The organism is Streptomyces sp. NRRL S-37 (assembly GCF_000721605.1).
In the GTDB taxonomy this organism is placed as follows: domain Bacteria; phylum Actinomycetota; class Actinomycetes; order Streptomycetales; family Streptomycetaceae; genus Streptomyces.
The window spans coordinates 101,527-127,547 of sequence record NZ_JOIZ01000016.1; the positions used below are offsets into that span (position 1 = coordinate 101,527).

At 73.0% G+C, this 26,021-nt stretch carries 26 protein-coding genes and 1 riboswitch; of the genes, 10 read left to right on the forward strand and 16 right to left on the reverse strand.

Going from position 1 to position 26,021, the window contains the following annotated elements:
- Position 1: 1 nt before the first annotated feature.
- Both IH50_RS0123040 and bioB read right to left on the reverse strand, forming a co-directional pair.
- A complete protein-coding gene (locus IH50_RS0123040; protein WP_030865444.1) occupies positions 2 to 1,282 on the reverse strand; it encodes an adenosylmethionine--8-amino-7-oxononanoate transaminase in 1,281 nt (426 codons plus the stop codon).
- Positions 1,275 to 2,426, reverse strand: coding sequence for a biotin synthase BioB (bioB, locus tag IH50_RS0123045; RefSeq protein WP_030865446.1), 1,152 nt, complete (start codon positions 2,424 to 2,426; stop codon positions 1,275 to 1,277). The genes IH50_RS0123040 and bioB overlap by 8 nt, the downstream gene beginning before the upstream one ends.
- Before the next feature lie 146 nt (positions 2,427 to 2,572).
- On the opposite strand from bioB, the gene IH50_RS0123050 reads away from it, so the two are divergent.
- A complete protein-coding gene (locus IH50_RS0123050; RefSeq protein WP_030865449.1) occupies positions 2,573 to 3,700 on the forward strand; it encodes an 8-amino-7-oxononanoate synthase in 1,128 nt (375 codons plus the stop codon).
- A 52-nt stretch (positions 3,701 to 3,752) separates the two neighbouring features.
- Here IH50_RS0123050 and IH50_RS0123055 read toward each other — a convergent pair whose 3' ends face one another.
- Both IH50_RS0123055 and IH50_RS0123060 read right to left on the reverse strand, forming a co-directional pair.
- Entirely contained in the window at positions 3,753 to 3,977 is a 225-nt protein-coding gene (locus tag IH50_RS0123055; protein WP_030865451.1) for a DUF397 domain-containing protein, read from the reverse strand.
- 9 nt (positions 3,978 to 3,986) lie between these two features.
- Entirely contained in the window at positions 3,987 to 4,847 is an 861-nt protein-coding gene (locus IH50_RS0123060; RefSeq protein WP_030865454.1) for a helix-turn-helix domain-containing protein, read from the reverse strand.
- A gap of 212 nt (positions 4,848 to 5,059) precedes the next feature.
- Here IH50_RS0123060 and IH50_RS0123065 point away from each other — a divergent pair, with 212 nt between their 5' ends.
- Entirely contained in the window at positions 5,060 to 5,521 is a 462-nt protein-coding gene (locus IH50_RS0123065) for an ATP-binding protein (protein ID WP_030865458.1), read from the forward strand.
- Between the two features lie 39 nt (positions 5,522 to 5,560).
- On the opposite strand, the gene IH50_RS0123070 is transcribed toward IH50_RS0123065, so the two are convergent.
- The 3 genes from IH50_RS0123070 to IH50_RS0123080 form a co-directional block, all read right to left on the reverse strand.
- Positions 5,561 to 6,034, reverse strand: a complete 474-nt coding sequence (locus IH50_RS0123070) for a C40 family peptidase (RefSeq protein ID WP_030865460.1) — start codon at positions 6,032 to 6,034, stop codon at positions 5,561 to 5,563.
- A 3-nt stretch (positions 6,035 to 6,037) separates the two neighbouring features.
- Positions 6,038 to 6,240, reverse strand: a riboswitch (cyclic di-AMP (ydaO/yuaA leader).
- A gap of 334 nt (positions 6,241 to 6,574) precedes the next feature.
- Complete coding sequence (locus tag IH50_RS0123075; RefSeq protein ID WP_030865466.1) at positions 6,575 to 6,883, reverse strand: hypothetical protein; 309 nt, start codon at positions 6,881 to 6,883, stop codon at positions 6,575 to 6,577.
- A 7-nt stretch (positions 6,884 to 6,890) separates the two neighbouring features.
- On the reverse strand, positions 6,891 to 7,526 hold the full coding sequence (locus IH50_RS0123080; protein ID WP_030865468.1) for an ATP-dependent Clp protease proteolytic subunit: 636 nt from the start codon (positions 7,524 to 7,526) through the stop codon (positions 6,891 to 6,893).
- 68 nt (positions 7,527 to 7,594) lie between these two features.
- Here IH50_RS0123080 and IH50_RS0123085 point away from each other — a divergent pair, with 68 nt between their 5' ends.
- Positions 7,595 to 7,882: a type II toxin-antitoxin system Phd/YefM family antitoxin gene (locus tag IH50_RS0123085; RefSeq protein WP_030865472.1), complete on the forward strand. Its 288-nt coding sequence runs from the start codon at positions 7,595 to 7,597 to the stop codon at positions 7,880 to 7,882.
- An 87-nt stretch (positions 7,883 to 7,969) separates the two neighbouring features.
- Here IH50_RS0123085 and IH50_RS0123090 read toward each other — a convergent pair whose 3' ends face one another.
- Positions 7,970 to 8,971, reverse strand: coding sequence for a membrane protein (locus IH50_RS0123090; RefSeq protein ID WP_030865475.1), 1,002 nt, complete (start codon positions 8,969 to 8,971; stop codon positions 7,970 to 7,972).
- A 107-nt stretch (positions 8,972 to 9,078) separates the two neighbouring features.
- Between IH50_RS0123090 and IH50_RS0123095 the strand changes: the two genes are divergently transcribed.
- Positions 9,079 to 9,708, forward strand: coding sequence for a TetR/AcrR family transcriptional regulator (locus tag IH50_RS0123095; RefSeq protein ID WP_030865478.1), 630 nt, complete (start codon positions 9,079 to 9,081; stop codon positions 9,706 to 9,708).
- A 231-nt stretch (positions 9,709 to 9,939) separates the two neighbouring features.
- A complete protein-coding gene (locus IH50_RS0123100) occupies positions 9,940 to 11,541 on the forward strand; it encodes an alpha/beta hydrolase (RefSeq protein WP_030865481.1) in 1,602 nt (533 codons plus the stop codon).
- A gap of 70 nt (positions 11,542 to 11,611) precedes the next feature.
- On the opposite strand, the gene IH50_RS0123105 is transcribed toward IH50_RS0123100, so the two are convergent.
- A complete protein-coding gene (locus tag IH50_RS0123105; RefSeq protein ID WP_030865484.1) occupies positions 11,612 to 12,334 on the reverse strand; it encodes a lysophospholipid acyltransferase family protein in 723 nt (240 codons plus the stop codon).
- Between the two features lie 165 nt (positions 12,335 to 12,499).
- Here IH50_RS0123105 and IH50_RS0123110 point away from each other — a divergent pair, with 165 nt between their 5' ends.
- A complete protein-coding gene (locus tag IH50_RS0123110) occupies positions 12,500 to 12,955 on the forward strand; it encodes an RpiB/LacA/LacB family sugar-phosphate isomerase (protein WP_030865486.1) in 456 nt (151 codons plus the stop codon).
- Between the two features lie 163 nt (positions 12,956 to 13,118).
- Here the strand turns inward: IH50_RS0123110 and IH50_RS0123115 are convergent, their stop codons facing one another.
- The 4 genes from IH50_RS0123115 to IH50_RS0123130 form a co-directional block, all read right to left on the reverse strand.
- Entirely contained in the window at positions 13,119 to 15,584 is a 2,466-nt protein-coding gene (locus IH50_RS0123115; protein ID WP_030865488.1) for a SpoIIE family protein phosphatase, read from the reverse strand.
- Positions 15,585 to 15,722: 138 nt separating this feature from the next.
- Entirely contained in the window at positions 15,723 to 16,949 is a 1,227-nt protein-coding gene (rocD, locus tag IH50_RS0123120) for an ornithine--oxo-acid transaminase (protein ID WP_030865490.1), read from the reverse strand.
- Positions 16,946 to 17,758 (reverse strand): dimethylargininase, encoded by an 813-nt coding sequence (gene ddaH, locus IH50_RS0123125; protein WP_030865492.1) that lies wholly within the window; start codon positions 17,756 to 17,758, stop codon positions 16,946 to 16,948. The genes rocD and ddaH overlap by 4 nt, the downstream gene beginning before the upstream one ends.
- 124 nt (positions 17,759 to 17,882) lie before the next feature.
- Entirely contained in the window at positions 17,883 to 18,386 is a 504-nt protein-coding gene (locus tag IH50_RS0123130) for an Lrp/AsnC family transcriptional regulator (protein WP_030865494.1), read from the reverse strand.
- Between the two features lie 77 nt (positions 18,387 to 18,463).
- On the opposite strand from IH50_RS0123130, the gene IH50_RS0123135 reads away from it, so the two are divergent.
- The 4 genes from IH50_RS0123135 to IH50_RS0123150 are packed head-to-tail and all read left to right on the forward strand — an operon-like array spanning position 18,464 to position 22,539.
- Positions 18,464 to 19,237, forward strand: coding sequence for a LytR/AlgR family response regulator transcription factor (locus tag IH50_RS0123135; protein WP_030865496.1), 774 nt, complete (start codon positions 18,464 to 18,466; stop codon positions 19,235 to 19,237).
- Between the two features lie 11 nt (positions 19,238 to 19,248).
- A complete protein-coding gene (locus tag IH50_RS0123140) occupies positions 19,249 to 19,605 on the forward strand; it encodes a hypothetical protein (protein WP_030865499.1) in 357 nt (118 codons plus the stop codon).
- A gap of 19 nt (positions 19,606 to 19,624) precedes the next feature.
- Positions 19,625 to 21,337 (forward strand): cation acetate symporter, encoded by a 1,713-nt coding sequence (locus tag IH50_RS0123145; RefSeq protein WP_030865503.1) that lies wholly within the window; start codon positions 19,625 to 19,627, stop codon positions 21,335 to 21,337.
- The gene (locus tag IH50_RS0123150) at positions 21,334 to 22,539 is read left to right on the forward strand and encodes a sensor histidine kinase (RefSeq protein WP_030865505.1); all 1,206 of its coding nucleotides are present in this window, start codon (positions 21,334 to 21,336) and stop codon (positions 22,537 to 22,539) included. The genes IH50_RS0123145 and IH50_RS0123150 overlap by 4 nt, the downstream gene beginning before the upstream one ends.
- Positions 22,540 to 22,560: 21 nt before the next feature.
- Here IH50_RS0123150 and IH50_RS41085 read toward each other — a convergent pair whose 3' ends face one another.
- From IH50_RS41085 to IH50_RS0123165, 3 genes are read right to left on the reverse strand one after another with little or no spacing between them, the layout of a single operon-like run.
- Positions 22,561 to 22,737 carry a membrane protein gene (locus IH50_RS41085; RefSeq protein ID WP_030865508.1) on the reverse strand — a complete coding sequence of 59 codons (177 nt, stop codon included), beginning with the start codon at positions 22,735 to 22,737 and terminating at the stop codon, positions 22,561 to 22,563.
- Positions 22,738 to 22,750: 13 nt separating this feature from the next.
- Positions 22,751 to 24,556 carry a serine/threonine-protein kinase gene (locus IH50_RS0123160; RefSeq protein WP_030865511.1) on the reverse strand — a complete coding sequence of 602 codons (1,806 nt, stop codon included), beginning with the start codon at positions 24,554 to 24,556 and terminating at the stop codon, positions 22,751 to 22,753.
- 4 nt (positions 24,557 to 24,560) lie between these two features.
- Entirely contained in the window at positions 24,561 to 25,832 is a 1,272-nt protein-coding gene (locus IH50_RS0123165) for a PASTA domain-containing protein (protein ID WP_324617150.1), read from the reverse strand.
- Positions 25,833 to 26,021: the final 189 nt, after the last annotated feature.

Genomic DNA, 26,021 nt, shown 5'->3' on the forward strand with positions numbered 1-26,021 from the left:
GTCATCCCTCCTTCGCCGCCGCGCACACCGCGCGGGCGATCCGCGCCACGTCCGCGTCACCCGTGACGTACGGCGGCATGGTGTAGATCAGATCGCGGAACGGCCGCAGCCACACGCCCTCGCGCACGGCGGCCTCCGTGGCCGCCCGCAGGTCGACGGCGTGATCGAGCTGGACCACCCCGATGGCACCGAGCACCCGCACGTCCCGCACCCCGGACAGCCCGGCCGCCGGCGCCAGCCCCTCCCGCAGGCCCGCCTCGATCCGCCCGACCTCCGCGCGCCAGTCCTGGCCGAGCAGCAGTTCGACGGAGGCGCAGGCCACGGCCGCCGCCAGCGGATTGCCCATGAACGTCGGCCCGTGCGCCAGCACCGGCACCTCGCCGCGCGAGATGCCCTCGGCCACCCGCGCGGTGCACAGCGTCGCCGCCATGGTCAGATAACCGCCGGTCAGCGCCTTGCCCACACACATCACATCCGGCGTCACCGCCGCGTGCTCCGCCGCGAACAGGGCGCCCGTGCGCCCGAACCCGGTCGCGATCTCGTCGAACACCAGCAGCACGCCGTGCGCGTCGCACGCCTCGCGCAGCACCCGCAGGTACGCGGGGGAGTGGAACCGCATCCCGCCCGCGCCCTGCACCACCGGCTCCACGATCACCGCGGCCAGCTCGCCGGCGTGCCGCTCGACCATGGACCGCAGGTGCTCGGCGTACTCCTCCTCGTACCCGGCCGGCGGTGCGTCCGCGAAGACCTGGCGCGGCAGCACCCCGGACCACAGCTCGTGCATCCCGCCCTCGGGGTCGCACACCGACATCGGCTGCCAGGTGTCGCCGTGGTAGCCGCCCCGCCAGGTCAGCAGCCGCCGCTTCTCCGGCCGGCCCAGCGAGCGCCAGTACTGCAGGCACATCTTCACCGCGACCTCGACCGACACCGACCCGGAGTCGGCGAGGAACACATGCTCGAGACCGTCCGGCGCCATGTCGACAAGGAGCTTCGCCAGCCGTACGGCGGGCTCATGGGTGAGCCCGCCGAACATCACATGGCTCATCCGTTCCAGCTGCCCGCGCGCGGCCTCGTTGAGCACCGGGTGGTTGTAGCCGTGGATCGCCGACCACCAGGACGACATCCCGTCGACCAGTTCGCCCGAGCCGTCGGCGAGTCTCAGCCGCACCCCGCTCGCCGACTCCACGACGAGCGGTTCCTGACGGCCCGGCATGGGCCCGTACGGGTGCCAGACATGCCGCCGGTCGAGCTCCAGCAGCTCGGCGACGGACCGCTCAGGCATTGGGCGCGAGGTCCGTTCCGGCTCCCCGGCGGCGCACGGCGACCAGGTCCGTACGGGGTTCCCCGGACGCACTCCCGCGGGAGTCCGCGGTCGCCGGACCGCACGCGCCGCCGCCCTCGCGGGAGCCGCAGCCGCCGCCCGCGCGGTGCTCGGGCAGCGTCACCTCACCGGCGCCCTCCACCTCGAACCCGGCGTCCGCGATCATCTCCAGGTCCGCCTTGCCGGCCTGGCCCTCGCTGGTGAGGTAGTCGCCGAGGAAGATCGAGTTGGCCAGGTGCAGCGCGAGCGGCTGCATCGTGCGCAGGTGCACCTCACGGCCGCCGGCGATCCGCACCTCGACGTCCGGGCAGACGAACCGCGTCATCGCCAGGATGCGCAGGCACCGCTGCGGGGTGAGGTGCCACTCCTCGGCGAGCGGCGTGCCCTCCATCGGGATCAGGAAGTTGACCGGCACCGAGTCCGGGTCCAGCTCCCGCAGCGAGAGGACCACGTCGACCAGGTCCTCGTCGGACTCGCCCATGCCGGCGATCAGACCCGAGCAGGCCGACAGACCGGCGGCGTGCGCCTTGCGCACCGTGTCCACCCGGTCGGCGTACGTGTGGGTGGTCGTGATGTCCCCGTACGTCGACTCGGACGTGTTGAGGTTGTGGTTGTAGGCGTCCGCGCCCGCCTCGCGCAGCCGCTCCGCCTGGCCGTCGGAGAGCAGACCGAGACAGGCGCACACCTCCACGCCCTCGTTCTGCTCCTTGATGGCCCTGATGGTGTCGGAGACCCGGTCCACGTCACGGTCGGTGGGACCCCGGCCGCTGGCCACCAGGCACACCCGTTTGGCGCCGCCCGCGAGACCGGCGGCGGCGGCCTGCGACGCCTGGTCCGGCTTGAGCCAGGTGTACTTCAGGATGTCGGCCTTGGAGCCGAGCCGCTGGGAGCAGTAGGAGCAGTCCTCCGGGCACAGGCCGGACTTGAGGTTGACGAGATAGTTGAGTTTCACCCGCCGGCCGAACCAGTGCCGCCGCACCTTCCCGGCCGCGGCCACCACATCGAGCAGGTCGTCGTCGGAGGTGGCCAGCACGGCCAGAGCTTCCCCGCGGGTCGGCGTCTCACGCCGAAGCCCCTTGTCCACCAGCGTGTTCAGCAGGTTCATGAGAGCCGATCCTGTCCTACCCGACCCGCCCGGGCCAAGGAGGGTTCGTACAACAGGGGCACTTCGAGGTGTGGGTATCGCCACACAGTGGTCCGCCCGGCCTCCCGCTAATGTCTGTGCACTGCCTACAAAAACCCGGAGGACCCATGGCGTTCGGCTGGATCGACGAACAGGCGGAGCTGCGCCGCCGGGCCGGACTCGTACGCACCCTGCGTCCCCGGGCCGCCGGCACGCCGCTGCTCGATCTGGCGAGCAACGACTACCTGGGCCTGGCCCGGCATCCGGAGGTCACCGAGGGTGCCGCGCGGGCCGCGCGGACCTGGGGCGGCGGGGCGACGGGCTCCCGGCTCGTCACCGGCACCACCGGGCTCCACACCGAACTGGAACGCGAACTGGCCGCCTTCTGCGGCTTCGAGGCGGCCCTGGTCTTCTCCTCCGGCTACGCGGCCAACCTCGCCGCCGTCACCGCGCTGGCCCCGCACGGCTCCAGGATCGTCTCCGACGCGGGCAACCACGCCTCGCTGATCGACGGCTGCCGGCTCGCCCGCGGTACGACACAGGTGGTGGCGCACTCCGATCCCGACGCCGTGCGCAAGGCGCTGGACGGGCACGACGGGCCCGCGGTCGCGGTGTCCGACACGGTGTTCTCGGTGGACGGCGACGCCGCCCCGCTCACCGGGCTCGCCGCGGCGTGCCGGGAGCACGGCGCGGGTCTGGTGCTCGACGACGCGCACGGTCTCGGTGTGCTCGGCGACGGCGGACGTGGGGCCCCGTACGCGGCGGGGCTGGCGGGCGCCGACGACGTCGTCGTGACGGTGACGCTGTCCAAGTCGCTCGGCAGTCAGGGCGGAGCGGTGCTCGGCCCGGCCCGGGTGATCGAGCACCTGGTCGACACGGCCCGTACGTTCATCTTCGACACAGGACTCGCCCCCGCCGCGGCGGGGGCGGCCCTGGCGGCCCTGCGGCTGCTGCGCCGTGAACCCGGGCGCGCGGCGCGGGCGGGCGAGGTGGCGCGGGAACTGCACTCCCGGCTGACGGCCGCGGGTCTGGAAGCGGTGCGTCCGGACGCCGCGGTCGTCTCCGTGCGTGCCCCTTCCCCGGAGCGGGCCGTGCGATGGGCGGCCGACTGCCGGGCGGCCGGCCTGTCCGTGGGCTGCTTCCGTCCTCCTTCCGTGCCCGACGGTGTCTCACGGCTCAGACTGACCGCCCGCGCGGACCTGTCCGGGGCGGAGATCGAACGCGCTGTACGGGTGATCGGCGAGACGCGGCCATGAGTCGGCGGACACGGCCGTGCGTCGCTCGACGACGGGCCGACCGGCCGGGTCGTCAGCCGACCGCGGCCACGAACTCCGTCCAGCTGGCGGGGGAGAAGAGCAGCGCGGGTCCGTCCGGGGCCTTGGAGTCGCGCACGGCGAGCAGTCCGGCCAGGGGGCCGGAGGCCGGCCGGGCCGTCTCCACGCAGTTGTTCGCCCCCGTGCTGTAGCTGCTGCGCAGCCACCTCACCTCGTGCAGTGCGAGAGCGGAAGGGATGGTCCGAGGCGGTACGGGCATCGTGCCTCCTTACGCGCCGACGGCTGTGCCGGCGATGAAATCCAACGAGTCCTCGGGTGAAAGGGCGTGGATCGAGAGGGCGTCGAAGGCCTCCGAGTACACCCGGAGGTCTTCTTTCCGCTCCAAGTGGAGGCTACTCGTCAAGTGGTCGAGAACAACCACGTCCAGATCAGAAGTGCGCGAAAATGAAAAGATTACGAAAGGACCGGTCACGCCGATGTGCGCGCCGGCACTGAACGGAAGGACCTGCAACCGCACTTGGGGCAGCCGGGCCGCCTCGACCAGCCGGTCGAGCTGACGTGCCATCACATCCGGACCGCCGACCTCCCGGCGCAGCACCGCCTCGTCCAGGACCGCGCTCAGCTCCAGCGGCGGTGTCGCCCGCAGCACGTCCTGCCGGGCCAGCCGCACCTCCACCAGCGCGTCCAGGCGCTCCTCCGACGCGTCCTCCAGGGCCGCCTCCGTCACGGCGCGCGCGTACTCCGGAGTCTGCAGCAGCCCCGGGATCACCGTGGTCTCCAGGGTGCGCATCGCGCTGGCCTGCGACTCCAGGCTGATGAAGTCCCGGTAGGTCGGCGGCAGTACGCCCCGGTAGGCGTGCCACCAGTGGTGCCGTCCGTCGCCGTCGCCGGAGCCCGACAGCACCAGCAGCAACTCCCGCAACTGCGGGTCGGCCACGCCGTAGACGTCGAGCAGTAACCGCACGTCGGCCGGTTTCACCCCGCTCGTGCCCGTCTCGATCCGGCTCACCTTCGACTGGTGCCAGCCCGCGAGGCGGGCCGCCTCACCGCTGGTGAGTCCCGCCGAGGTGCGCAGTGCGCGCAGTTCGGCGCCCAGTTTCCGGCGGCGCACCGCGGGACCGTGCTGCATGGACTTCTCCTTACTCCTTCCGAGCCGCCCGGATACGGTCTCCCGTCGCAGAGTTCACCGTTTTGAGCGACAGATATATGCACATCTTGGCGGATCGCCGCCCCGCGCCGTGCGGGGATGGCAGTCTGGCGGCGAAGCACCAGTGCGGGACCGTACTCGAACCATCCGCTCCGTGTCGGACTGCGGTCCCGTGGGAAAGGGACGACGTCGCCATGGCAGACCATCTGGAAGCATCCGTCACTCTGCCGAGCGATCCCGCCTCGGTCTCGGCCGCCCGTGCCCATGTGGTGGGCACGCTGAGGGAATGGGGCATGCCGGCGGACGCGGAACTGTGCGACACCGTCCGGCTGATCGTCTCCGAACTCGCCACCAACGCGGTGCAGCACACGTTCGGGCAGTCGCCCACGTTCACCGTGGACGTCGTCCTGGTCCGTGACGAACGGGTGCACATCGGTGTCACGGACAGCCACCCGCGGTTCCCCAAGCGGCTGCCCGCGGCGGTCCAGCAGGACAACGGCCGCGGGCTGGTCATCATCCGCTGGCTGACCGTGGAATGCGGCGGCAGGCTCAGGATCCGCCCCACGTGCGAGGGCGGCAAGACCGTGTCGGTCGAACTCCCGTGGACCGTCCGGGCCGCCGGGGCGGTCACGGCGGCCGGGCAGCAGGAGCAGTAGCCGGGCGGCGGTGCCCCGGGGGCACCGCCGCCCCCGGGGTCACCTCACCCGGCCGTACGAGACGCTGCGGGTCCAGATCTTCTGCAGACGCACCACGTCCCCGGTCTTCGGGGCGTGCCAGATCTTGCCCTTACCCGCGTAGATGCCGACGTGGTAGACGTAGCCGCCCGAATGGAAGAACACCAGGTCTCCCGCCCTGCGGTTCCCGGCGGAGATGTGGCGCGTCTTGTTGTACTGCTGGGCGGCGGTGCGGGGCAGTTTCTTGCCCGCCTTCTTGAACGAGTACAGCGTCAGACCCGAGCAGTCGAACCTGTACGGTCCCGTGGCGCCCCACTGGTAGGGCGAGCCCTTCTTGGAGGCGGCGACGCTCAGCGCCTTGGCGGCGGAGCTCGCGGCGGCCGCCTCCGAGGCGGCGCCGGGGACCACGACGGAGCCGCCCACGGCGGCCAGGGTGAGGGCCGAGGCCGTGCCGGCCCGGGCCATGAGAGACGGGACACGATTGAGCGCAGTCATGCGCAACCCTTCGTCAGCCGCCTGTGAAGGATGACCTGTCGGATTCGGGCTGGCGAAGTGGCCCGGCCGCACATGTGCGGCTTCACCCCAAGGACTGCTCGGAACTGACGTCCCGGCGGCCCGTCGTGCTTGGGTCCTCCACTCCTGCCGATCCACTCCTGTCGACCGGTCATCCGGGCGGCGGCAGGACTCGGCGTCCGCCCAGATCGCCCCGCCGCGGCGGCGGGGTCTTGTCGTCAGTCAGGGATCTTGGCTCATGGCGCGATCGAAATCCCAACGGAACGTGGGGTTTGTGTTGTTACTCACCAATCACCCGTTCGGGTGGACGCCTCCGTGTTCGGGCCCCCGTCGAGGGCCGGAGGGAGCCGCGGACCAGGGAGGGAAAGCGCCGTTCCGGCCGTGCGGTACGCGCGTTGCGCAACTTCGGGCACCCGAAAACAACAGGTTCGTCTACGCCGGACGGGGGTACGCCGTTTGGTCCGTTTCAACCCCGGCCGGGGCACACCGTCGCCCGGGGCCGCCGTCCGGGGGTCATGGATGTCAACTGCCGGGGGCCGGTGGCAGGGTGACCCTGGCCGTGCGCCGTTCGCCGTCCAGCACGCGCAGGGCCCGGGCCAGCGTGCCGGAGTGCAGTTCGCTCTCGCCGCGCCGGTGCATCAGGGTCAGCGCGTCGCGCAGCGCGACCGCCTTGCCGACCAGTGCCTGAGCCGCGCGCAGTCCGCGGTAGGTGTCACCGCCCAGGGCCGGGTTGACCCGGCCGAGCAGGTCGACGGCCTCGAGGTAACGGTCGATCAGCTCGGCCTCCGCGCGGGTCAGCGCGGGCAGCGGCGGCAGTTCCGGTGGCAGCATCCGCGGCTCACCTCGCGCCGGAGGCGGGGGACAGGCTCCTGCGGCCGGGCACGATCCGGTCCGCCAGGCCGTACTCCACCGCCGCCCGCGCGTCGAGGACCTTGTCCCGCTCGATGTCCGCCCGGACCTGCTCCGGGGTGCGGCCCGTGTGCCGGACCAGGATCTCCTCCATCCGCGACCGGACACGGGTCAACTCCTCGGCCTGGATCGCCAGGTCGCCGGCCTGTCCCTCGACCGGCTCCGGAAGGGAGGGCTGACGGAGCACCAGACGGGAGCCGGGCAGCAGCAGTCGCTTGCCCGGGGTGCCGGCGGCCAGCAGCAGTGCGGCGGCGCCCTCCGCCCGGCCCAGGCAGATCGTCTGCACGTCGCAGGAGACGTAGCGCAGCGTGTCGTAGATCGCCGACATGGCGTGGAAGGAGCCGCCGGGGGAGTTGACGTAGAGCGAGACGTCCCGGTCGGGGGAGTGGTGTTCCAGGTACATGAACTGCGCCATCACGTCGTTCGCGGAGATCTCGTCGATCTGTGTCCCGAGGATGACGATCCGCTCCTCGAGCAGCTTCGAGTAGGGGTCCGTCGTCCGGTTCCCCGATGCCGTGCGTTCGGTGAACTCGGGGAGGACGTGGCGGGCGGACGGTCGGGTCATGAGAGCCCCTCCTGCCTGGTTGTCTCTGTAAAAAATGTACAGGACGTACGTGACGTTATGATGGGTTCATGGCCTACGAGATTCCGGTTACCCAAGCCAGGGCTGAGCTCGCCGACCTCATCAACCGTGTGGTGTACGGCGGTGAGCGCGTCGTCGTGACCCGGCACGGCAAACCCCTCGTCGCCCTCGTCTCCGCCGATGACCTGCGACGACTCGAAGAGCTCGGGAAGGCGCCGGAGTCGGCCGAGGAGCAGGTGATCAGCACGGTGGCCGGTGTCCGCGAGGTCGCGTCCGCTCCCCGCGAACGGCAGCGCTTCGGCATCGCGGCGGAGCACCGGGGGACCGCGGGCTCGTAGACCCCACGACAGGACCGCGCGCCCCCGTCCGGTGCGGCGGGGGCGCGCGGTCCTTCCGTGCGGCCGGGGCGGCCCTCGGGTGGCCGGTCAGCCGACCAGGGCCGGGCCGGGCTCGGTGGCGGGTGCCGCGTTCCCCGTACGCTCCCTCAGCGCGCGGCCCAGGAGCACGGCGCCCAGACCCAGCGCTGCCCACCAGGTCAGCGTCAGGGCGGGGCCGGCCGCCGCCGCGCCGTCGAAGAAGGACACCGAGCGCAGCAGCGACACGCCCGCCCCCGGCGGCAGCCACTGGCCGATCGCCCCGGCCGGCTCGGGCAGCATCTCCGGCGCCGAGGACGCCCCTGAGAAGGGGTTGCCGATCAACATGATCACAAAGCCGCCGAGCGCGATGCCCGCCCGTCCGATCAGCGCCGCGAGTCCGGCGACGGCCGCACTCGTGGCCAGCGCGGCCAGCGCGAACGTGCCGGCCACCGCCCACCGGTTCCCCGGAACGGCGTCCAGCCAGTCGTGCGCCAGTGCCGCGGTCACCACGCCGACCAGGGCGGCGGAACCGGCCAGTGCGGCCACCGCGCGGGCGCCGCGCAGCCCCAGCAGCGTCACCGCGGCACCGGCGCCGATCCCGGCCAGGGCCAGCGGCAGCACGCTCGTGTTCAGGACCGCGCCGCGCGGGTCCTCCTCGGGGGCGGGCACCACGTCCACGGTGGCGACCTGACCGCCCGGGGCGGAGGCCTGAGAGGTCACCGCCTGCTGCAGCAGCTGGGCCACGACCGGACTCGCGGCGGACGCGGTGAGCAGTTTCGGCCCCTGCCCGGTGACGACGACCGCGCCGTACACCTCGCGGTCCTCGACCGCTTCCCGGGCGGCGGCCTCGTCCGCGTAGTGGTGGAGGTCGAAGGCGCCCTTTCGGTGCTCCAGCCGCTGCTCCACCGGCGCGGTCGCGGCGGCGGGGCCGGCCACGCCGAGCGGCAGGTCGCGGGGTGCCGTACGGGACGCGGGCCAGGCGAAGGCCCAGAGTGCCAGCGCCACCAGGACGGGGATCAGCAGCGTCACGGCGGCGACGCGACGACGCGGTGACAGGGTCGAAGGGGGCATGAGGACTCCGGCGGTCATAAAGAAGGATCGTTCGTTTTAAGTTCATGGCCACCGTCCCGCGCGGCCCGCTCCTTGTCAAGAAGGAATGTTCGTTTTAGATTTCGGTCATGGCCCGCGTATCCCAGGAACACCTCGACGCCCGCCGCCGCCAGATCCTCGACGGCGCCGCCTCCTGCTTCGCCCGCAACGGCTTCCACGCCACCTCGATGCAGGACGTGCTCAAGGAGACGGACCTCTCCGCGGGCGCCGTCTACCGGTACTTCCGGGGGAAGGACGAGCTGATCACCGCGATCGTGACCGAGGTGCTCGACACGGTGCGCGGCATCCTCGAACAGGCCGCCCAGGAGAGCCCGCCGCCCACCCCGGACGTGCTCGTCCCGCAGGCCCTGACCCGGATGAGGGAGCAGCGGCCGGCCACCCTGGACGGAGGCGAGTGGATGTTCCCGCGACTGATGATCCAGGTGTGGACGGAGACCACGCGCAGTCCCGAGCTGGCGGCCGTGCTGAGGGAGGGGTACGACAACGTCCGCAGGGCCTGGGGGAGGGTGGCCGAGGGGTATCAGGACGCCGGTCTGATGCCCGCCGACGCCGACACTGACGCGGTGGCGCGGGCGATGATCGCGCTCGTGCAGGGGTTCGCCACTCAGATGGCGCTCTTCGGGGGGATCTCCGAGCGGACGCTGGGAGAGGGGATGCGGGCGTTGACGGCCATGGGTTCCGCCCGCGCGGACACCTGACGGGTGGTGGTCGCCCCGGGGGCCGCGCCCCGTCCCCCTTCGGCCTGAACGGCCCCGTCCCCGACGCCGGACGGGCCGGAAGATCTCGGCCCGCTGAAGGCGCGTCCGATTGATGGAGCGTCAGTACCCGGTTATCGGATTGGCAAAGAACGGCCTCGAACCCTGTTCCCAGCCACCTCACAGCAGCGAGGATCCCCCTGCCCATCGCAACAACGCAGGGGGAGGCCCCACTTGAGGGACAGCGGACCGAAGAGGCGGGCGGCAGCGCTCGGTTCGGCCGGAGTGCTCGTCACGGCGACGCTCATAGCCGGCGCCGTCGCGGCGCCCACGGCGAGCGCGACGGCGGACACCCACCACGGCAAGGACCGCGAGGCCAGGGGCGTGGCGATCGCCGCCGCCCGGGCCGCGCGGACCGGCATCGACTGGCAGGACTGCCCCGCCGACTGGAACCTGGCCGAACCGATCCAGTGCGGCTGGGTCTCGGTGCCGATGGACTACGCCAAGCCGTACGGCAAGCAGATCAAGCTCGCCGTCGACCGCGTCGGCAACACCGGCACCAAGAGCGAACGCCAGGGCGCGCTCCTGTACAACCCGGGCGGCCCCGGCGGTTCCGGCCTGCGCTTCCCGGCCCGGGTCACCGCCAAGAACCCGGTCTGGGCCGCCACGGCCAAGGCATACGACTTCGTGGGCTTCGACCCGCGCGGCGTCGGCAAGTCCGCGCCCATCTCCTGCGCCGACCCGCAGGAGTTCGTCAAGGCGCCCAAGATGGACCCGGTGCCCCGCTCCGAGGCCGACAAGCGGGCCCAGCGCAAGCTCGCCCGCGAGTACGCCGAGGGCTGTCACGAGCGCAGCGGCGAGATGCTGCCGCACATGACCACGCCGAACACCGCGCGCGACCTCGATGTCATCCGCGCCGCCCTCGGCGAGAAGAAGCTCAACTTCCTCGGCGTCTCCTACGGCACCTACCTCGGCGCCGTCTACGCCACCCTCTTCCCGGGCCACGTCCGCCGCATGGTCGTCGACAGCGTCGTCAACCCCTCCCGCGAGAAGATCTGGTACCAGGCCAACCTGGACCAGGACGTCGCCTTCGAGGGCCGCTGGAAGGACTGGCAGGACTGGGTCGCGAAGAACGACGCGACCTACCACCTCGGAGACACCCGCGCCGAGGTCCAGGAACAGTGGCTCGCACTGCGCGCCACCGCCGAGAAGAACCCCCTCGGTGGCGTCGTCGGCCCGGCCGAGCTGATCTCCTTCTTCCAGAGCGCCCCGTACTACGACTCCGCGTGGGCCCCCACGGCGGCCGTCTTCAGCCAGTACGTCGCCGGCGACACCCAGGCGCTCGTCGACGCCGCCGCCCCCGACCCCTCCGACACGGCGGGCAACGCGGCCTCGGAGAACGGCAACGCCGTCTACACGGCCGTGGAGTGCACCGACGCCAAGTGGCCCGCCGACTGGCGCACATGGGACCGCGACAACACCCGGCTGCACCGGGACCACCCGTTCATGACCTGGGCCAACGCCTGGATGAACCTGCCCTGCGCCACCTGGCCGGTCAAGCAGCAGACGCCCGTCGACGTCCGGTCCGGCAAGGGGCTGCCGCCGGTGCTGATCGTCCAGTCCGAACGCGACGCGGCCACCCCGTACGCGGGCGCCGTCGAACTGCACCAGCGGCTCAGGGGATCCCGCCTCATCACCGAGCGGGACGCCGGGTCCCACGGCGTCACCGGCCTGGTCAACCCCTGCGTCAACGACCGGGTGGACACCTACCTGCTCACCGGCGAGGTGGACCGGTCCGACGTGACCTGCGCACCGCACGCCACGCCGAAGCCGTAACACCCACGCCGTACGGCACGAGGGGCGGCCGGAACTCCCCGGCCGCCCCTCGCCCGTGCGCGCACCGGGATCAGCCCAGCGGCATGCGCGGGAAGCGGCGCTTGTCCGCCCCGCGCTCGGCGTCCTGGGCCTTGGCGACGGCCGCGTACTGGTCGACGTACTCCTGCCCGGACAGGGTGAGGATGGCGTACATGAGCTCGTCGGTGGCGGCGCGCAGGACCGCCTTCTCGTTCTCCATCCCCGCGTAGCGCGAGAAGTCCAGCGGCTTGCCGAAACGGATCACCACCGGGTGGATCCGGGGGATCTTCCTGCCGGGCGGCTGGGCCTCGAACGTGCCGATCATCGCGCAGGGGATCACCGGGACGCCCGCCTTGAGGGCCATCACCGCGACACCGACCTTGCCCTTGTAGAGGCGGCCGTCGTGCGAACGCGTGCCCTCCGGGTAGATGCCCAGCAGTTCTCCCTTGCCCAGCACGCCGAGGCCCTCCCGGATGGCGGCCTGCCCGGCCTCCTTGCCGGAGCGGTCCACGGGGATCTGCCCCGCGCTGCGGAAGAAGAACGCCGTCAGCCGGCCCTTGAGGCCGGGGCCGGTGAAGTACTCGGCCTTGGCGAGGAAGGTGATGCGCCGCTTGAGCACGGCCGGCATCAGGAAGTGGTCCGAGAACGACAGGTGGTTCCCCGCGACGATGGCGGCGCCGGACGACGGCACGTGCTCCAGGCCCTCTATGCGCGGCCGGAAGACCAGACGCAGCAGCGGGCCCAGCAGCACGTACTTGAGCAGGTGGTAGAACAAGGACACGCTCCTCGACTCCGGCGGACGGGCGGTACCGCCGCGTCCCGGCAGGCCGTCCGGCACGTCGCGGGGTGCCAGTCTAGGCGCGGGCGGTGCGGCCCGGCATCAGGTTCGACGCGACCGGAAGGCACCGTGCCGGACGGCCGGCCGAGTAGGCTCGGACGCATGCGGATCTCCGTCTCCTCCGACATGGACGAACCCGTGGCCCGCGCCCTCCTCGCCGAACTCCGCGAGCGCGGCCACGAGGTACGCGCGCACGGCGCCCTGAACCCCGGGGACGATCCGCGATGGGCCGTCTGCTCGGAGGCGGCGGCCCGTGAGGTCGCCGCAGGCACCGCCGACCAGGCGGTGGTGTGCTGCTGGACCGGCACCGGCGCCTCGATCGCCGCGAACAAGGTGCCCGGTGTCCGGGCCGCCCTGTGCACGGACGCCTACACGGCGGACGGCGCGCGCCGCTGGAACGACGCCAACGTGCTGGCGATCGGCCTGCGGCTGACGTCCGGGCCGCTGCTGACGGAGATCCTCGACGCCTGGTTCGCCGGCGCGCCCAGCGACGACCCGGAGGACCGGCGCAACGTGGAACACACCGCACGCCTCGACCGGGAGCGCACCGGCCCCTGACCCGCCCGCGGCCGTACGACGGCCGGCGCCGTGCCGCCGGTGGCGCCACCCGGGAGGCGGCGCTCGGCGCGCTGTACGGCCGGCCCGCCCCCCTGGCCGACGCCGGCCCGTGCCCGGGGGACCGCCGCGTAGTCGATCGGCGCTTCCGCCATGGGCCCTCGGCTCACCCCAGTGGCTCGGTCAGTGGCTGCTCCGCCCAGATGATCTTCCCCTCGGGGACGAACCGGGTGCCCCACCGCTGGGCGAGCTGCGAGACCAGCAGCAGCCCGCGCCCGCCCTCGTCCATCGCGCGGGGATGCCGGAGATGGGGTGCGGTGGCGCCGCCGTCGAACACCTCGCACACCAGCGCCCGCTCGTGGATCAGCCGCAGCCGCACGGGGCCGCCGGCGTGCCGTATGGCGTTGGTGACCAGTTCGCTGACGACCAGCTCCGTGGTGAAGACCAGGTCGTCCAGCCCCCAGCGGGCCAGCTGCCGGGTGCTGGTCCTGCGGGCCTCGGCCACGACCGCCGGGTCCGCCGGCAGGTCCCAGACCGCGATCCGTCCGGGAGCGAGACGTTTGGTACGGGCCATCAGCAGGGCCACGTCGTCGTACGGTCTGGCCGGGACCAGCATGTCGACCACCGCACGGCAGCTCGGCTCGAGCGCGGTCGCGCTGCCCCGCAGGGCCTGCCGCAGCCGTTCGCGGTCGGTCTCGTCAGGTGAGGGCCTTCCGTCGGGCGAGGGCTTCCCGCCGGTCAGCAGACCGTCCGTGTGCAGGGCGAGCGTGCTGCCCTCGGCCAGGGTCAGCTCCACCGCTTCGAACGGCGGGCCGCCCACACCGAGCGCCGGTCCCTGCGGGAGGTCGACGAAGGCGACCGTGCCGTCGGGTGCCACCACGGCGGGCGCGGGATGGCCGGCGGCCGCCATCGTGCACTGCCCGGTCACCGGGTCGTAGACGACGTACAGACAGCCGGACCCGACGGACCGGCCGGGGAAGTCCCCGGACTCCCCGTCGCCCTCGTCCCGTGCCAGCCGGGACGCCAGGTCGTCCAGATGGGCGAGCACCTCCTCGGGCGGCAGGTCGATCGCGGCCAGCGTCCGTACGGCGGTGCGCAGCCGGCCCATGGCCGCGGCGGCGTCGATGCCGTGCCCCGGCACCTCGCCGACGACCAGGGCGACACGGGCGCCGGACAGCGGGATCAGGTCGTACCAGTCACCGCCCAGCCCGGTCAGCTCGTCCGCCGGGCGGTAGCAGGCGGAGACCTCCACGGCGTCCTGCTCGGGCAGCCGGCGGGGCAGCAGACTGCGCTGCAGGACCAGCGCGGCGTCCCGCTCGCGGGTGTAGCGCCGGGCGTTGTCCACGCAGACGGCGGCGCGGGAGACGAGGTCCTCGGCCAGATGGAGGTCGTCCTCGGTGAAGGGGTCGTGCCGACGGCGGAAGAACGCGGTGATGCCCAGGGTGACGCCCCGGGCCCGGACCGGGACGATCATCGCACTCCGCAGGCCGAGCTCCAGGAAGGTGGACTCCCGGCCGCCCGGCGGCGTGGCCCATGCCAGGGCGAGCGGGTCGAGCCGCTCCTGGAGCCAGGACCGGCCCGTGGTCAGACAGCGCACCGGCGGGGAATCCGCCAGGTACCACAGGACCGTCCCGGTCTCCACGGCCGCCCGCGGCAGGTCCTCGTGCAGCGACCGGTCGCCCGCCCGGCACAGCGGCACCCGGCCGGAACCGGTGGGCGGGCCCGGCTGGACCTCGGCGCCGCGCAGCACCGGCTCCAGCAGCTCCACGACAACGTAGTCCGCGAGTTCCGGCACGGTCACGTCCGCCAGTTCCTGCGCGGTGCGCAGGACGTCCAGGGAGCGGCCGATGTGCTTGCCGGCCCGGTCGAGCAGGGCGAGGCGCTGACGGGCGCGGTGCCGCTCGGTGACGTCCACGACGGTGTAGTACACGCCCTTCGGGCGGCCCCGGGCGTCGTCGAGGCGGGTGAACGACAGCACGTGCGCGGTCTCGCGCAGCGGTGCCGAGCGGGCCCGGCCGACAAGCTCGTAGCCGACCACCTGTTCCCCGGTGTCCAGGACGTGCCGCATCCGCTCCTCGACGGCCTCGGCGTCCAGCCCCGGCTGGATGTCCGCGAACCGCAGCCCCAGGCGCCGCCCGGCCGGCCCGCCGCCGAACTGTTCGAGCGCGGCGTTGGACCACACGAAGCGCAGCTCCGTGTCCACGATCGCGATGCCGATCGGCGTCCCGGTGACCATCTGCTCCAGCATGGCGCGGCTCATGTCCCAGCCGGGCGCGTCGGCCAGCTCCGACAGCAGGACCAGCAGCGACGAACGGCCCCGCGGCTCCACGGTCGGCGTGATCCGCACCATCACCGCGACCGGCCGCCCGTCCTGGTGCCGGGCCGTCAGCAACCCCGCCCAGTCGCCGCCCGAGCGGCACCGCTCGACCAGGTCCGGCACCCGCTCGGCGTCCTCGGGGACCAGCAGCTCGGCGAACTTGCGGCCCACGGCCTCGGCGGCGCGGTACCCCAGCAGCCGCTCGGCCCCGGCGGTCCAGCTCGACACCATGCCGTGCGGATCGAGCAACAGGGGAACGGCGTCGGCCACATCGAACCCTTGCCGGGCAACGTCCTGCTCCTTGTGTCCGCCCACGGCCGGCCTCTCTGTCGCTGAGAGTGGTCCATCCCCTCTTGTCCCCATCTTCACCCTTCGGGCGGGATGAGGGCTTCCTGGGATACGCCGTCCCCCGCCGGGCCACCGCCGGGCCCTTCCGCGGGGGACGGCGGGGGCTCAGACCTGCCGGGCCAGGACCTTCTCCAGGGTGCGCAGGGCACCCTGCAGCTCCTCCGCCGTGACGGTCAGCGGCGGGGCCAGGCGGACGGTGGAGCCATGGGTGTCCTTGACCAGGACGCCCTCCCGCATCAGGCGTTCGCTGATCTCGCGGCCGGTGCCGAGCGCCGGGTCGACGTCCACGCCCGCCCACAGACCGCGGGAGCGGAACCCGACCACGCCCTTGCCGACGAGCGCCTCCAGACCCTCGCGCAGGAGCACGCCCAGTTCCGCCGCCCGGCGCTGGAACTCGCCCGTCTCCAGCAGCTCCACCACGGCCGTACCGACCGCCGCGGCCAGCGGATTGCCGCCGAAGGTCGACCCGTGCTCACCCGGATGGAGCACCTCGAGCACCTCCCGCCGGGCCACCACCGCCGACACCGGGACGATGCCGCCGCCCAGCGCCTTGCCGAGCAGCACCACGTCCGGGACGACCGACTCGTGCTCCACGGCGAGCGTGCGGCCGGTGCGGCCCAGCCCCGACTGGATCTCGTCCGCGACGAACAGGCACCCCGCGCGGCGCGTCAGCTCCCGCACCCCGGTGAGGTAGCCGTCGTCCGGGACGATCACGCCCGCCTCGCCCTGGACCGGCTCGATCAGCACCGCCGCAGTCGTCTCGTCGACCGCCGCCTCCAGCGCCGCGAGATCGTTGTACGGCACCACCCGGAAGCCCGGGGTGAAGGGGCCGAACCCGGCCCGCGCGACCTCGTCGGTCGAGAAGCTCACGATCGTCGTCGTACGACCGTGGAAGTTGTCCGCCGCCACCACGATCGTCGCCCGGTCCGCCGGGACGCCCTTCACGTCGTAGGCCCACTTGCGGGCCACCTTGATCCCGCTCTCCACCGCCTCCGCGCCGGTGTTCATGGGCAGCACCATGTCCAGCCCGGTCAGCGCGGCCAGCCGCTCCGCGAACTCCGCGAGCCGGTCGTTGTGGAACGCGCGCGAGGTCAGCGTGAGCCGGTCGAGCTGGCGGTGCGCCGCCTCGACCAGCGCCGGATGCCGGTGGCCGAAGTTGAGCGCCGAATAGCCGGCCAGCATGTCGAGGTACCGCCGGCCCTCCACGTCCTCCACCCACGCGCCCTCCGCGCGGGCGACGACCACGGGCAGCGGGTGGTAGTTGTGCGCGAGGACCGGCTCCTCCGCGCCGATCAGCTCGGCGGACGTACGCGCGGGGACGACAGCAGTCATGAGCGGATCTCCTGTGTGCAGCACTTGATGCCCCCGCCCGCCTTGTGGAACTCGGACAGGTCGACGGGGACGGGGACGTAACCGCGGTCGGCGAGCCGGGCGGCCAGGGCGGCGGCCCCGGGGGAGATGAACACATGGCGTCCGTCGGAGACGGAGTTCAGCCCGAACGCCGTCGCGTCCTCACGGGTCGCGAGCACCGCGTCCGGATACAGCCGGGCGAGCACCTCGCGGCTGCCCGGGGAGAACGCCTCCGGGTAGTACGCGACGTTCTCCTCGTCCAGCACGAACAGCGCCGTGTCCAGGTGGTAGAAGTAAGGATCCACCAGCGTCAGGCCGATCACCGGCACCCCGAAGAACTCCTGCGCCTCGCGGTGCGCCTCGGGAGTGGTGCGGAAGCCGGTGCCGGCGAGGATCCAGCGCCCGGCGGGCACCAGGTCGCCCTCGCCCTCGCACACCGACCCGGGGTGCTGGACGTCGTACCCCTCGGCCTTGAACCAGGCCTCGTACGGCACGGACTCCGGGCGCCGCTCGGGCGCCAGGAACAGGGAGCCGAAGACGCGGCCCTCCACGACGACCGCCGCGTTCGCGGCGAACACCATGTCGGGCAGTCCGGGCTCGGGCGTCACGCTCTCCACGGTATGACCGTGCTCGCGGTAGGCGGCGATCAGCGACCGCCACTGGCGCTGCGCCAGGGCGACGTCGACGGGACGGTCGGGACGCATCCAGGGATTGATCGCGTACCGGACGGCGAAGTGTCTGGGTTCGCAGACGAGATAGCGCCGCCGGGACGCCACACGGAAGTCGGGCACAGAGGGGTTCCTCCGCTTCCACGCGGTTGCGACAAGGGGTGAGACCACGGTAGGAAGCGAGTGATACGGGCGACAAGGAACAAAAGCTGCGCGTTCACGCAGGAACGCTGCGTGGTTCCCCCGTTCAGCGCACGTCCGCTGCGCCGTCCGGCGCCGGCTGACTCACTCCCGCCTCAGGACTGTCCGGCAGCAGATGGGACAGCACCATCACACTGATCGTCTTCCGGATGAACGGCTCCTGGCGGATCCGCTCCAGCACCTCCTCGAAGTGCTCCACGTCCCGCGCCCGCACGTGCAGCAGCGCGTCCGCGCCCCCGGTCACCGTCATCGCCGCGGCGATCTCCGGATGGTTGCGCACCACCTCCGCCAGCCGCCGCGGCGGCGCCGCCCCCTCGCAGTACACCTCCACGTACGCCTCGGTGCGCCAGCCCAGCGCCGACGGCCGCACCGTCGCCGTGAACCCGGTGATCACCCCGGTCTCGCGCAGCCGGTCCACCCGGCGCTTGACCGCCGTCGACGACAGCCCGACGGCCGCGCCGATCTCGGCGAAGGACGTCCTGGCGTTCGCCATCAGCGCGGTCACGATCTTCCGGTCGAGTTCGTCGAACGACGCGGGCCTGCTGTGCATGCGGGCACTGTATCCAGCGCGAACGCCCATGTCCGGGGCATGTCCAGACGTGGGAAACCCCCCTACACTCCACCTTCATGCTGCGCGCCCTCGCCGTCGACGACGAACGCCCCTCACTGGAGGAACTGCTCTACCTGCTGAACACCGATCCCCGCGTCGCCGGCGCCGAGGGCGCCGGCGACGCCACCGAGGCGCTGCGCCGCATCAACCGCGCCCTGGAGTCGGGCCCCGACGGACCCGAGGCCATCGACGTCGTCTTCCTCGACATCCAGATGCCCGGCCTCGACGGACTCGACCTGGCCCGGCTGCTCAGCGGGTTCGCCCGGCCGCCGTTCATCGTGTTCGTCACCGCCCACGAGGACTTCGCCGTCCAGGCCTTCGACCTCAAGGCCGCCGACTACGTCCTCAAACCCGTCCGCAGGGAACGCCTGGCCGAGGCGGTCCGCCGCGTCGTCGAACTGCGCGCCGCCGCCCGGCGCGGCACCGCCGCCCCGCGCATCCCCGTGCACGAACCCGACCCCGACCACATACCCGTCGAGCTCGGCGGCGTGACCCGCTTCGTCCCCGTCGACGACATCACCCACGTCGAGGCCCAGGGCGACTACGCCCGCCTGCACACCGACCGGGGCAGCCACCTCGTACGGATCCCGCTCTCCACCCTGGAGGAACGCTGGCGCTCCCGCGGCTTCGTCCGCATCCACCGCCGCCACCTGGTCGCCCTGCGCCACATCGGCGAGCTCCGGCTCGACGCGGGCACCGTGAGCGTCCTGGTCGGCTCCGAGGAACTCCAGGTCAGCCGGCGGCACGCCCGAGAACTGCGGGACCTGCTGATGCGCCGGACCACGAGCTAGGGGGAGGACGCGTGCCCCAGGACCCGACCGAACGCCGCGTGGTCGTCACCGGCCCGCCCCGCCGCACCCGCCGCTCCCCCGCCCACTACCGCCCGCGCACCGAGATCGACGAGCAGACCACCCTCGGCCACACCTACGTCCGCTCCCTGATGCGCATCCAGGTGCGCACCGGACTCGCCGTGTTCGCCGTCCTCGTCCTGCTCGTCGGCCCGCTCCCCCTGGTCTTCGCCGCCGCCCGGGACGCCCGCCTGGAGTGGGCGGTGCTCGGCTTCGGGCTGTACCCCCCGCTGGTCCTGCTCGCCCGCTGGTACGTGCGCCGCGCCGAACGCAACGAACGCGACTTCGTGCGGCTCGTCGAGGACCGCTGAGACCGGGACGCACACCGCCGTGAACTCCACCTACGCCGTTCCCGCCGTCGCCCTCGTCGTCCTCGCGACCGTCCTCGTCGGCGCCTTCGGCCTGCGCGTCTCCCGCACCACCTCCGACTTCTACGTCGCCTCCCGCACCGTCGGCCCCCGCCTCAACGCCGCCGCCATCAGCGGCGAGTACCTCTCCGCCGCCTCCTTCCTCGGCATCGCCGGACTCGTCCTCGTCCAGGGCCCGGACATGCTCTGGTACCCGGTCGGCTACACCGCCGGCTATCTGGTGCTGCTGCTGTTCGTCGCCGCCCCGCTGCGCCGCTCCGGCGCCTACACCCTGCCCGACTTCGCCGAGGCCCGGCTCGCCTCGCAGACGGTACGGCGGCTCGCGGGTGCCTCCGTCGTCGGCGTCGGCTGGCTGTACCTGCTGCCCCAGCTCCAGGGCGCGGGGCTCACCCTGACCGTCCTCACCGGGGCGCCCGACTGGCTCGGCGGGGTGATCGTCGCCGTGGTGGTCACCGTCATCGTCGGCGCGGGCGGCATGCGCAGCATCACCTTCGTCCAGGCCTTCCAGTACTGGCTGAAACTCACCGCCCTGCTCGTCCCCGCCCTCTTCCTGATCACCGCCTGGCAGAGCGACGGCGCCCCCAGCCACGCCTTCGACGAGCCGGCCGCCTTCCGCGAGCAGCGGGTGGTCCGCGTCGACGACACCCTCGACCTCCGGCTCGAGGGACCGCTCACCGTCACGGTGGACGGCACCGTCGACGGCCGCGACCTCGACGGCACCGAAGTGAGCCTGCCCGCCGGCACCCACCGCGTCGACGGCGGCACCCGGCTCACCTTCGCCGAGGGCACCGAGGTCCCCGCCGCCGGACGCGGCGCCGACGACGCCCTGTCGCCCTCCCGCGCCGAGTCCCGCGAGGAACGCCCGCTGTACGCCACGTACGGGCTGATCCTCGCCACCTTCTTCGGCACCATGGGCCTGCCCCACGTCGTGGTCCGCTTCTACACCAGCCCGCACGGCGTCGCCGCCCGCCGCACCACCGTCGCGGTCCTCGGCCTGGTCGGCGCCTTCTACCTCCTCCCGCCGGTCTACGGCGCCCTCGGCCGGCTCTACGCGCCCGAGCTCACCCTCACCGGCGACGCGGACGCCGCCGTCCTGCTCCTGCCCGGACGCATGATCGGCGGGACGGGCGGCGACCTCCTCGGCGCGCTGGTCGCCGGGGGCGCCTTCGCCGCGTTCCTGTCGACGGCCTCCGGGCTCACCATGGCCGTCGCCGGCGTGCTCACCCAGGACGTGCTCCCCACCCGCGGTGTACGGCACTTCCGGCTCGGCACCGTGCTCGCCATGGCCGTACCGCTCGGGGCGAGCCTCCTGGTCGGCGGGCTGCCGGTGGCCGACGCCGTGGGGCTCGCCTTCGCCGTGTCGGCCTCGTCGTTCTGCCCGCTGCTCGTCCTCGGCATCTGGTGGCGCCGGCTCACCCCGCCGGGCGCCGCGGCCGGGATGCTGGTGGGCGGCGGTTCCGCGTTCCTCGCCGTCGCCGCGACCATGGCCGGCTACCCGGGCGCGGGGCCCTGGCACGCCCTGCTCGCCTGGCCCGCGCTGTGGTCGGTGCCGCTGGGCTTCCTCACCATGATCCTGGTGTCCCTGGCCACCCCCGGCCGGGTGCCGCCCGGCACGGCGGCGGTCCTGGCCCGCTTCCACCTGCCGGAGGAGCTCCGTACGGAGGTGTCCGCATGAGCGGTTTCCTCGCCGGTCTGCTCGTCGCCGTCCTGCCCCTGCTGGCCGCCGGGTTCTGGATCGGCCGGCGCACCGCCCGCCCCGCCGGCCTCGCCGGACTCGGCACCCCCGTCGAGCACGCCACCTTCGAGACCCTGCACACCGCGTCCCTGGCCACGCCCCCGCTGCGGGCCGGCCTGACGGAGGAGACCGCCGGCAAGTCCGCCCGCAAACTGCGCTCCCTGCTGGGCACGGACGCCCTCTGCCTCACCGACCGCGACCGGGTCCTCGTCTGGGACGGCGTCGGCGCCCACCACCGCGCCGAGATCATGGAACGCCTCACCGGCCCCCTCGACACCGGCCGCGGCGAGGCCTTCCCGCTCACCTGCGACACCCCCGACTGCTCGGTGCGCTGGGCGGTCGTCGCCCCGCTCACCGTCGACGACCGGGTGCACGGCGCGCTCGTCGCCTGCGCGCCCCGCGAGTCCGCGGTCCTGGTCCGGGCCGCCGGGGAGGTCGCCCGCTGGGTCTCCGTCCAGCTCGAACTGGCCGACCTCGACCAGTCCCGCACCCGCCTCATCGAGGCCGAGATCAGGGCCCTGCGCGCCCAGATCTCCCCGCACTTCATCTTCAACTCGCTCGCCGTGATCGCCTCGTTCGTGCGCACCGACCCCGAACGGGCCCGCGAACTGCTGCTGGAGTTCGCCGACTTCACCCGCTACTCGTTCCGCCGGCACGGCGACTTCACCACCCTCGCCGACGAACTCCACGCCATCGACCACTATCTGGCGCTGGTGCGGGCACGCTTCGGCGACCGCCTCTCCGTCACCCTGCAGATCGCCCCCGAGGTGCTGCCGGTCGCGCTGCCCTTCCTCTGCCTCCAGCCGCTGGTGGAGAACGCCGTCAAGCACGGCCTGGAGGGCAAGGCCGACACGTGCCGCATCCAGATCACCGCACAGGACGCCGGCGCCGAGGCCCTGGTCGTCATCGAGGACGACGGCGCCGGAATGGACCCCGGCCTGCTGCGCCGCATCCTCGCCCGCGAGGTCAGCCCCACCGGCGGCATCGGACTGTCCAACGTCGACGACCGGCTCCGTCAGGTCTACGGCGACGACCACGGCCTCGTCATCGAGACGGCCGTGGGCGCGGGGATGAAGATCACCGTCCGGCTGCCGAAGTACCAGCCGGGCGTGCACCTGACGGGGCGGCTCACCCCGAAGTGAGGCCGGCCGCCCCGGCGCCCCTCAGGTGCTGCGGGTGGCCACCATCCCCAAGGTGATCAGCCCCAGGACGACCCAGCCGAACCACAGCCAGCCGTTGCTGCCGAGCGCCACCGTGTACGCCGTCACGGCGACCAGACCGCCGACGGTGAGCACCCCCATGGTCTTCGTCGACGTGGAACCGTTCGTGGAACCGGGCATCGCGACACCCTCCTCATGGTTCGGCTCCCTCCATGGTGCCCCCGTTCTGCCTCCTTACGGTGCACACGACGACATGTGTGCCCGATTTCCAGGGCCCCTCGCTGGTCCACGACCCCGCTTCGTGGACCGACGGGTCGAAACCGTAGTCACGCGGCGGAACCTCGCGCGCACACGCCGTGTCCGACTCGGTACGTGCCTCGGCGAGCGTGACGTCCTCGCCCAGCCGGGTGAACCCGAGCACCTGCTCGTCGTACCTCCCGTCGCACGACACCAGCCGCGCCTCCCGGCGGGACCGCACGTCCAGGCAGTCCCGCCGCTGCATCGTCGCCGTGTCGGCGAACGCCGTCCCCGGGCGGCGCCGGTCCCCGAGCGGCCCGTACACCGGCCCGTGCGCCCCCAGCACCAGACAGGCGGTACGCCCCCCGGCCGCCTCGAACCCGTCCGGCGTGGGTACGACGGCCAGAGCGCGTACGTCGGCCAGCCGGCCGCGCAGCTCCCGCGTCCGTTCCTCGCAGCGGGCCGGGCCCCGCTCCCGCGCCTCCTCGTCCGAGGCGGCCTCGACGAACGCCACGACCTGTCCGTCGGGTGCCTGGTCCGCGCAGGTCGGGTCGCGGGTCAGCCGGGGCGTGCCGGTGAACGGGGAGCCGCCGGGCCAGTCGGCCAGCACGCAGTCGCCCTCCTTCAGCGGCTGGACCAGCCCGACGGCCTCCCCGTACGGCACCGCCGTCCCGCCTCCGTCCTCCCGGCCGGCCAGCGCGTACCAGGCACCGCCCAGCGCCAGCACCAGGCCCAGCCCGCCGACGAGGGCGGCGCGCAGCGCGTGCGGGCGGGGGCGGCGGCGGGTGCCGGTGGCGGCGGGGCCCCGCGCGCCCGCCTCGGGCGCCGGGTGCGCGGAGGCGGCCCAGGGCGGCTGGGAGCCGAGGTCCGTCCGCGTCCGCGCGTACGCCTCCGTCTGGGGCGTCACGATCCGCGCCAGCTCGGCCTCCACCTCCCGCGCCGTCGCCCGCAGCTCCGGATCCTTGGTGAGCAGCCCCCGCAGCACCGGCTCCAGCGCGCCCGCCCGTACCGGTGGACGCGGGTCCTCCATGACCACGGCGGTGACCGAGGCCAGCGGGGACTCCCGCGCGAAGGGGCCGTGGCCCTCCACCGCGTGGTAGAGCGTGCAGCCCAGTGAGAACAGGTCGGCCGCGGGGGTGGGCGGACCGCCGGTGGCCCGCTCCGGCGCCAGGTAGCCCGCCGTGCCGACCAGCGCGGACGCCATCGTGTACCGCGTCTCCCCGGTGTCCGGCTGCACCGAGATCCCGTAGTCGGTGAGCAGCACCCGCCCGTACGGTGATCCGGTGCGGTCCGGTGCCAGCAGGATGTTCGCCGGTTTCACGTCCCGGTGCATCACGCCCCGCTCGTGCCCGGCGGTCAGCGCGTCCAGCACGGCCAGCCCGATCCGGGCGCACTCGGCGGGGGCGGGCGGACCGCTCCGGGCGAGCAGTTCCCGCAGGTCGACGGCGCCCGCCACGTACTCCATGACGATCCACGGCAGTCCCTCGTGCTCCAGCACGTCGTGCACGGTCACCACATGGGGGTGACCGCGCAGACCGGCTGCGTGCCGGGCCTCGGCGCGCGCCCGGGCGACCCGGGCCTCCCGCTCCTGGCCGGGCTCGGCCGGGTCGCCGAACACGATCTCCTTCAGCGCGACCTCGCACGCGAGTCTCTGGTCGTGGGCGAGCCAGACGTGCCCCATGCCGCCGCTGCCCAGCCGGCGCAGCAGCAGATAGCGGCCGGCGATGACCCGGCCCACTCCCGACGTCGGTGATGAGGGCATCCGGTCACTCCCGGGTCCGGCGGGGGCGCTCAGCGGGGGCGCTCGTGGTGGGTGCTTCGGAGGTGGCGGGCACGCTCGTGGCCGGAGCGCTGCTCGCGGGTCCGCCGGTGGGCGGCGGGGGAGTGGTGCGGGGAGGCACGGAGGTGGTTCCGGGGGGTTCCGGAGGCGCGGAACGCGTGGAAGGCGGTGCTGGGCCGGACGAGGTGCTCGGCGGAGGTGGCGGTGCTGAGCCGGCCGGCGTGGACGGGGCGTCTGACGTCCCGCTCGGCGACGCCGGCCGCTCGGACCTCGACGGGCCGGAGGACGGGGAGGACGGCTCGGACGGTGAGGACGGCGAGGACGGCTCGGACGGCGCGGAAGGGGATGCGGGACTCGTCGTCGGCCGTGACGGTTCCGGGTCCGGGGGAGTGGTCCCGCCACCGGACGGACTCTCGTCCCTCACCACGCTCAGCGTGACATGCGTCCCGAACCGCAGCTCGGCCCCGGCGGCCGGATCGGACGCCGTGACCCGCGCGCCGTCCGGCGGCAGGTCCTCCCCGTCGTACGCGACCGCCAGCCCCCGCCCGGCCAGCCGCCGGCTCGCCTCACCGAACGTGGTGCCGATGAGGGACGGCACCGCCCGCCGCTTCCTCGTGTCGAAGGCGGTGTCCTCCTCGCCCGCCGTCCCCACGGGCCGCTCGATGCCCCGGCCGGGATCCTCCACATCGACGAGGGCGATCCGCTTCAGTTCGTGGGACGCGGGCCGTACGACCACGACCTCGGAACGGTCGTACCCCTTCCACCGCTCGTTTCCGTCGTCGAACGAGACGGAAATCCTGTTCCTGTCCCCCTCGAAGGGCCGCAGCGGATTTCCGCACGAGCACTTCACCGCCGGCATCCCCTGATCGTCGACCAGAATCGCGATTCCCGCCTGAAGCAGTGCGTTGAAGGGAACAGCCTTTCCCTTTTTGTAGTCGTGGTTCCGCACCAGAGTGTCGTGACGCAGGAGAACAGGGGTGAGCCCGTCGAGATACCCCGGTATCTCATCCTTGCGGAGATCCAGCGCCCCGGCCCAGGCACGTGCCTTGCGGTCGTTGCGCGGCTCGGCGAGATACCGCTTCAGCCGCGCGACGTCGCAGATCGACGCCTTGCCGGTGCCCCCGTACAGGCCGGGTGTGTCCCCCTGCTGGAGACCGCCGCGAGCGGGCCGCGACCGCACGTCGGCGTCCCGCCCGAGTCCGCTGCGCTCGTCGAAGAACGGCGCGAGGGAGGCGGCCCCCGCGGCCACCGCCTTCACGTCGAACAAAGGTGCACTTGAATCGCACCCACTGGCGACAAGAAGTAATAACGACAGGACGGCGATCTTCCGAATCGCCGCTTTTCCCGCCCTGCGCGTGAACACGTGAAGTGCCATCACCGCTCCCCCTTGCGGTTCCCCCCGACGCATTCATGCTACCGGTGGAGAATCCCCGTTCAAGGGGATCGC

Excerpts from the sequence above, each read along its gene's own strand:
- IH50_RS0123150 (WP_030865505.1), top strand. The coding sequence starts at position 21,334 with ATGAGCGGTTTCCTCGCCGGTCTGCTCGTCGCCGTCCTGCCCCTGCTG.
- IH50_RS0123055 (WP_030865451.1), bottom strand. The coding sequence starts at position 3,977 with ATGCCCGTACCGCCTCGGACCATCCCTTCCGCTCTCGCACTGCACGAG.
- IH50_RS0123110 (WP_030865486.1), top strand. The coding sequence starts at position 12,500 with ATGCGGATCTCCGTCTCCTCCGACATGGACGAACCCGTGGCCCGCGCC.
- IH50_RS0123070 (WP_030865460.1), bottom strand. The coding sequence starts at position 6,034 with ATGACTGCGCTCAATCGTGTCCCGTCTCTCATGGCCCGGGCCGGCACG.
- bioB (WP_030865446.1), bottom strand. The coding sequence starts at position 2,426 with ATGAACCTGCTGAACACGCTGGTGGACAAGGGGCTTCGGCGTGAGACG.
- IH50_RS0123160 (WP_030865511.1), bottom strand. The coding sequence starts at position 24,556 with ATGCCCTCATCACCGACGTCGGGAGTGGGCCGGGTCATCGCCGGCCGC.
- IH50_RS0123040 (WP_030865444.1), bottom strand. The coding sequence starts at position 1,282 with ATGCCTGAGCGGTCCGTCGCCGAGCTGCTGGAGCTCGACCGGCGGCAT.
- IH50_RS0123135 (WP_030865496.1), top strand. The coding sequence starts at position 18,464 with ATGCTGCGCGCCCTCGCCGTCGACGACGAACGCCCCTCACTGGAGGAA.
- IH50_RS0123060 (WP_030865454.1), bottom strand. The coding sequence starts at position 4,847 with ATGCAGCACGGTCCCGCGGTGCGCCGCCGGAAACTGGGCGCCGAACTG.
- IH50_RS0123080 (WP_030865468.1), bottom strand. The coding sequence starts at position 7,526 with ATGACCCGACCGTCCGCCCGCCACGTCCTCCCCGAGTTCACCGAACGC.
- IH50_RS0123130 (WP_030865494.1), bottom strand. The coding sequence starts at position 18,386 with ATGCACAGCAGGCCCGCGTCGTTCGACGAACTCGACCGGAAGATCGTG.
- rocD (WP_030865490.1), bottom strand. The coding sequence starts at position 16,949 with ATGACTGCTGTCGTCCCCGCGCGTACGTCCGCCGAGCTGATCGGCGCG.
- IH50_RS41085 (WP_030865508.1), bottom strand. The coding sequence starts at position 22,737 with ATGCCCGGTTCCACGAACGGTTCCACGTCGACGAAGACCATGGGGGTG.
- IH50_RS0123050 (WP_030865449.1), top strand. The coding sequence starts at position 2,573 with ATGGCGTTCGGCTGGATCGACGAACAGGCGGAGCTGCGCCGCCGGGCC.
- IH50_RS0123090 (WP_030865475.1), bottom strand. The coding sequence starts at position 8,971 with ATGCCCCCTTCGACCCTGTCACCGCGTCGTCGCGTCGCCGCCGTGACG.
- IH50_RS0123085 (WP_030865472.1), top strand. The coding sequence starts at position 7,595 with ATGGCCTACGAGATTCCGGTTACCCAAGCCAGGGCTGAGCTCGCCGAC.
- IH50_RS0123075 (WP_030865466.1), bottom strand. The coding sequence starts at position 6,883 with ATGCTGCCACCGGAACTGCCGCCGCTGCCCGCGCTGACCCGCGCGGAG.
- IH50_RS0123095 (WP_030865478.1), top strand. The coding sequence starts at position 9,079 with ATGGCCCGCGTATCCCAGGAACACCTCGACGCCCGCCGCCGCCAGATC.
- IH50_RS0123065 (WP_030865458.1), top strand. The coding sequence starts at position 5,060 with ATGGCAGACCATCTGGAAGCATCCGTCACTCTGCCGAGCGATCCCGCC.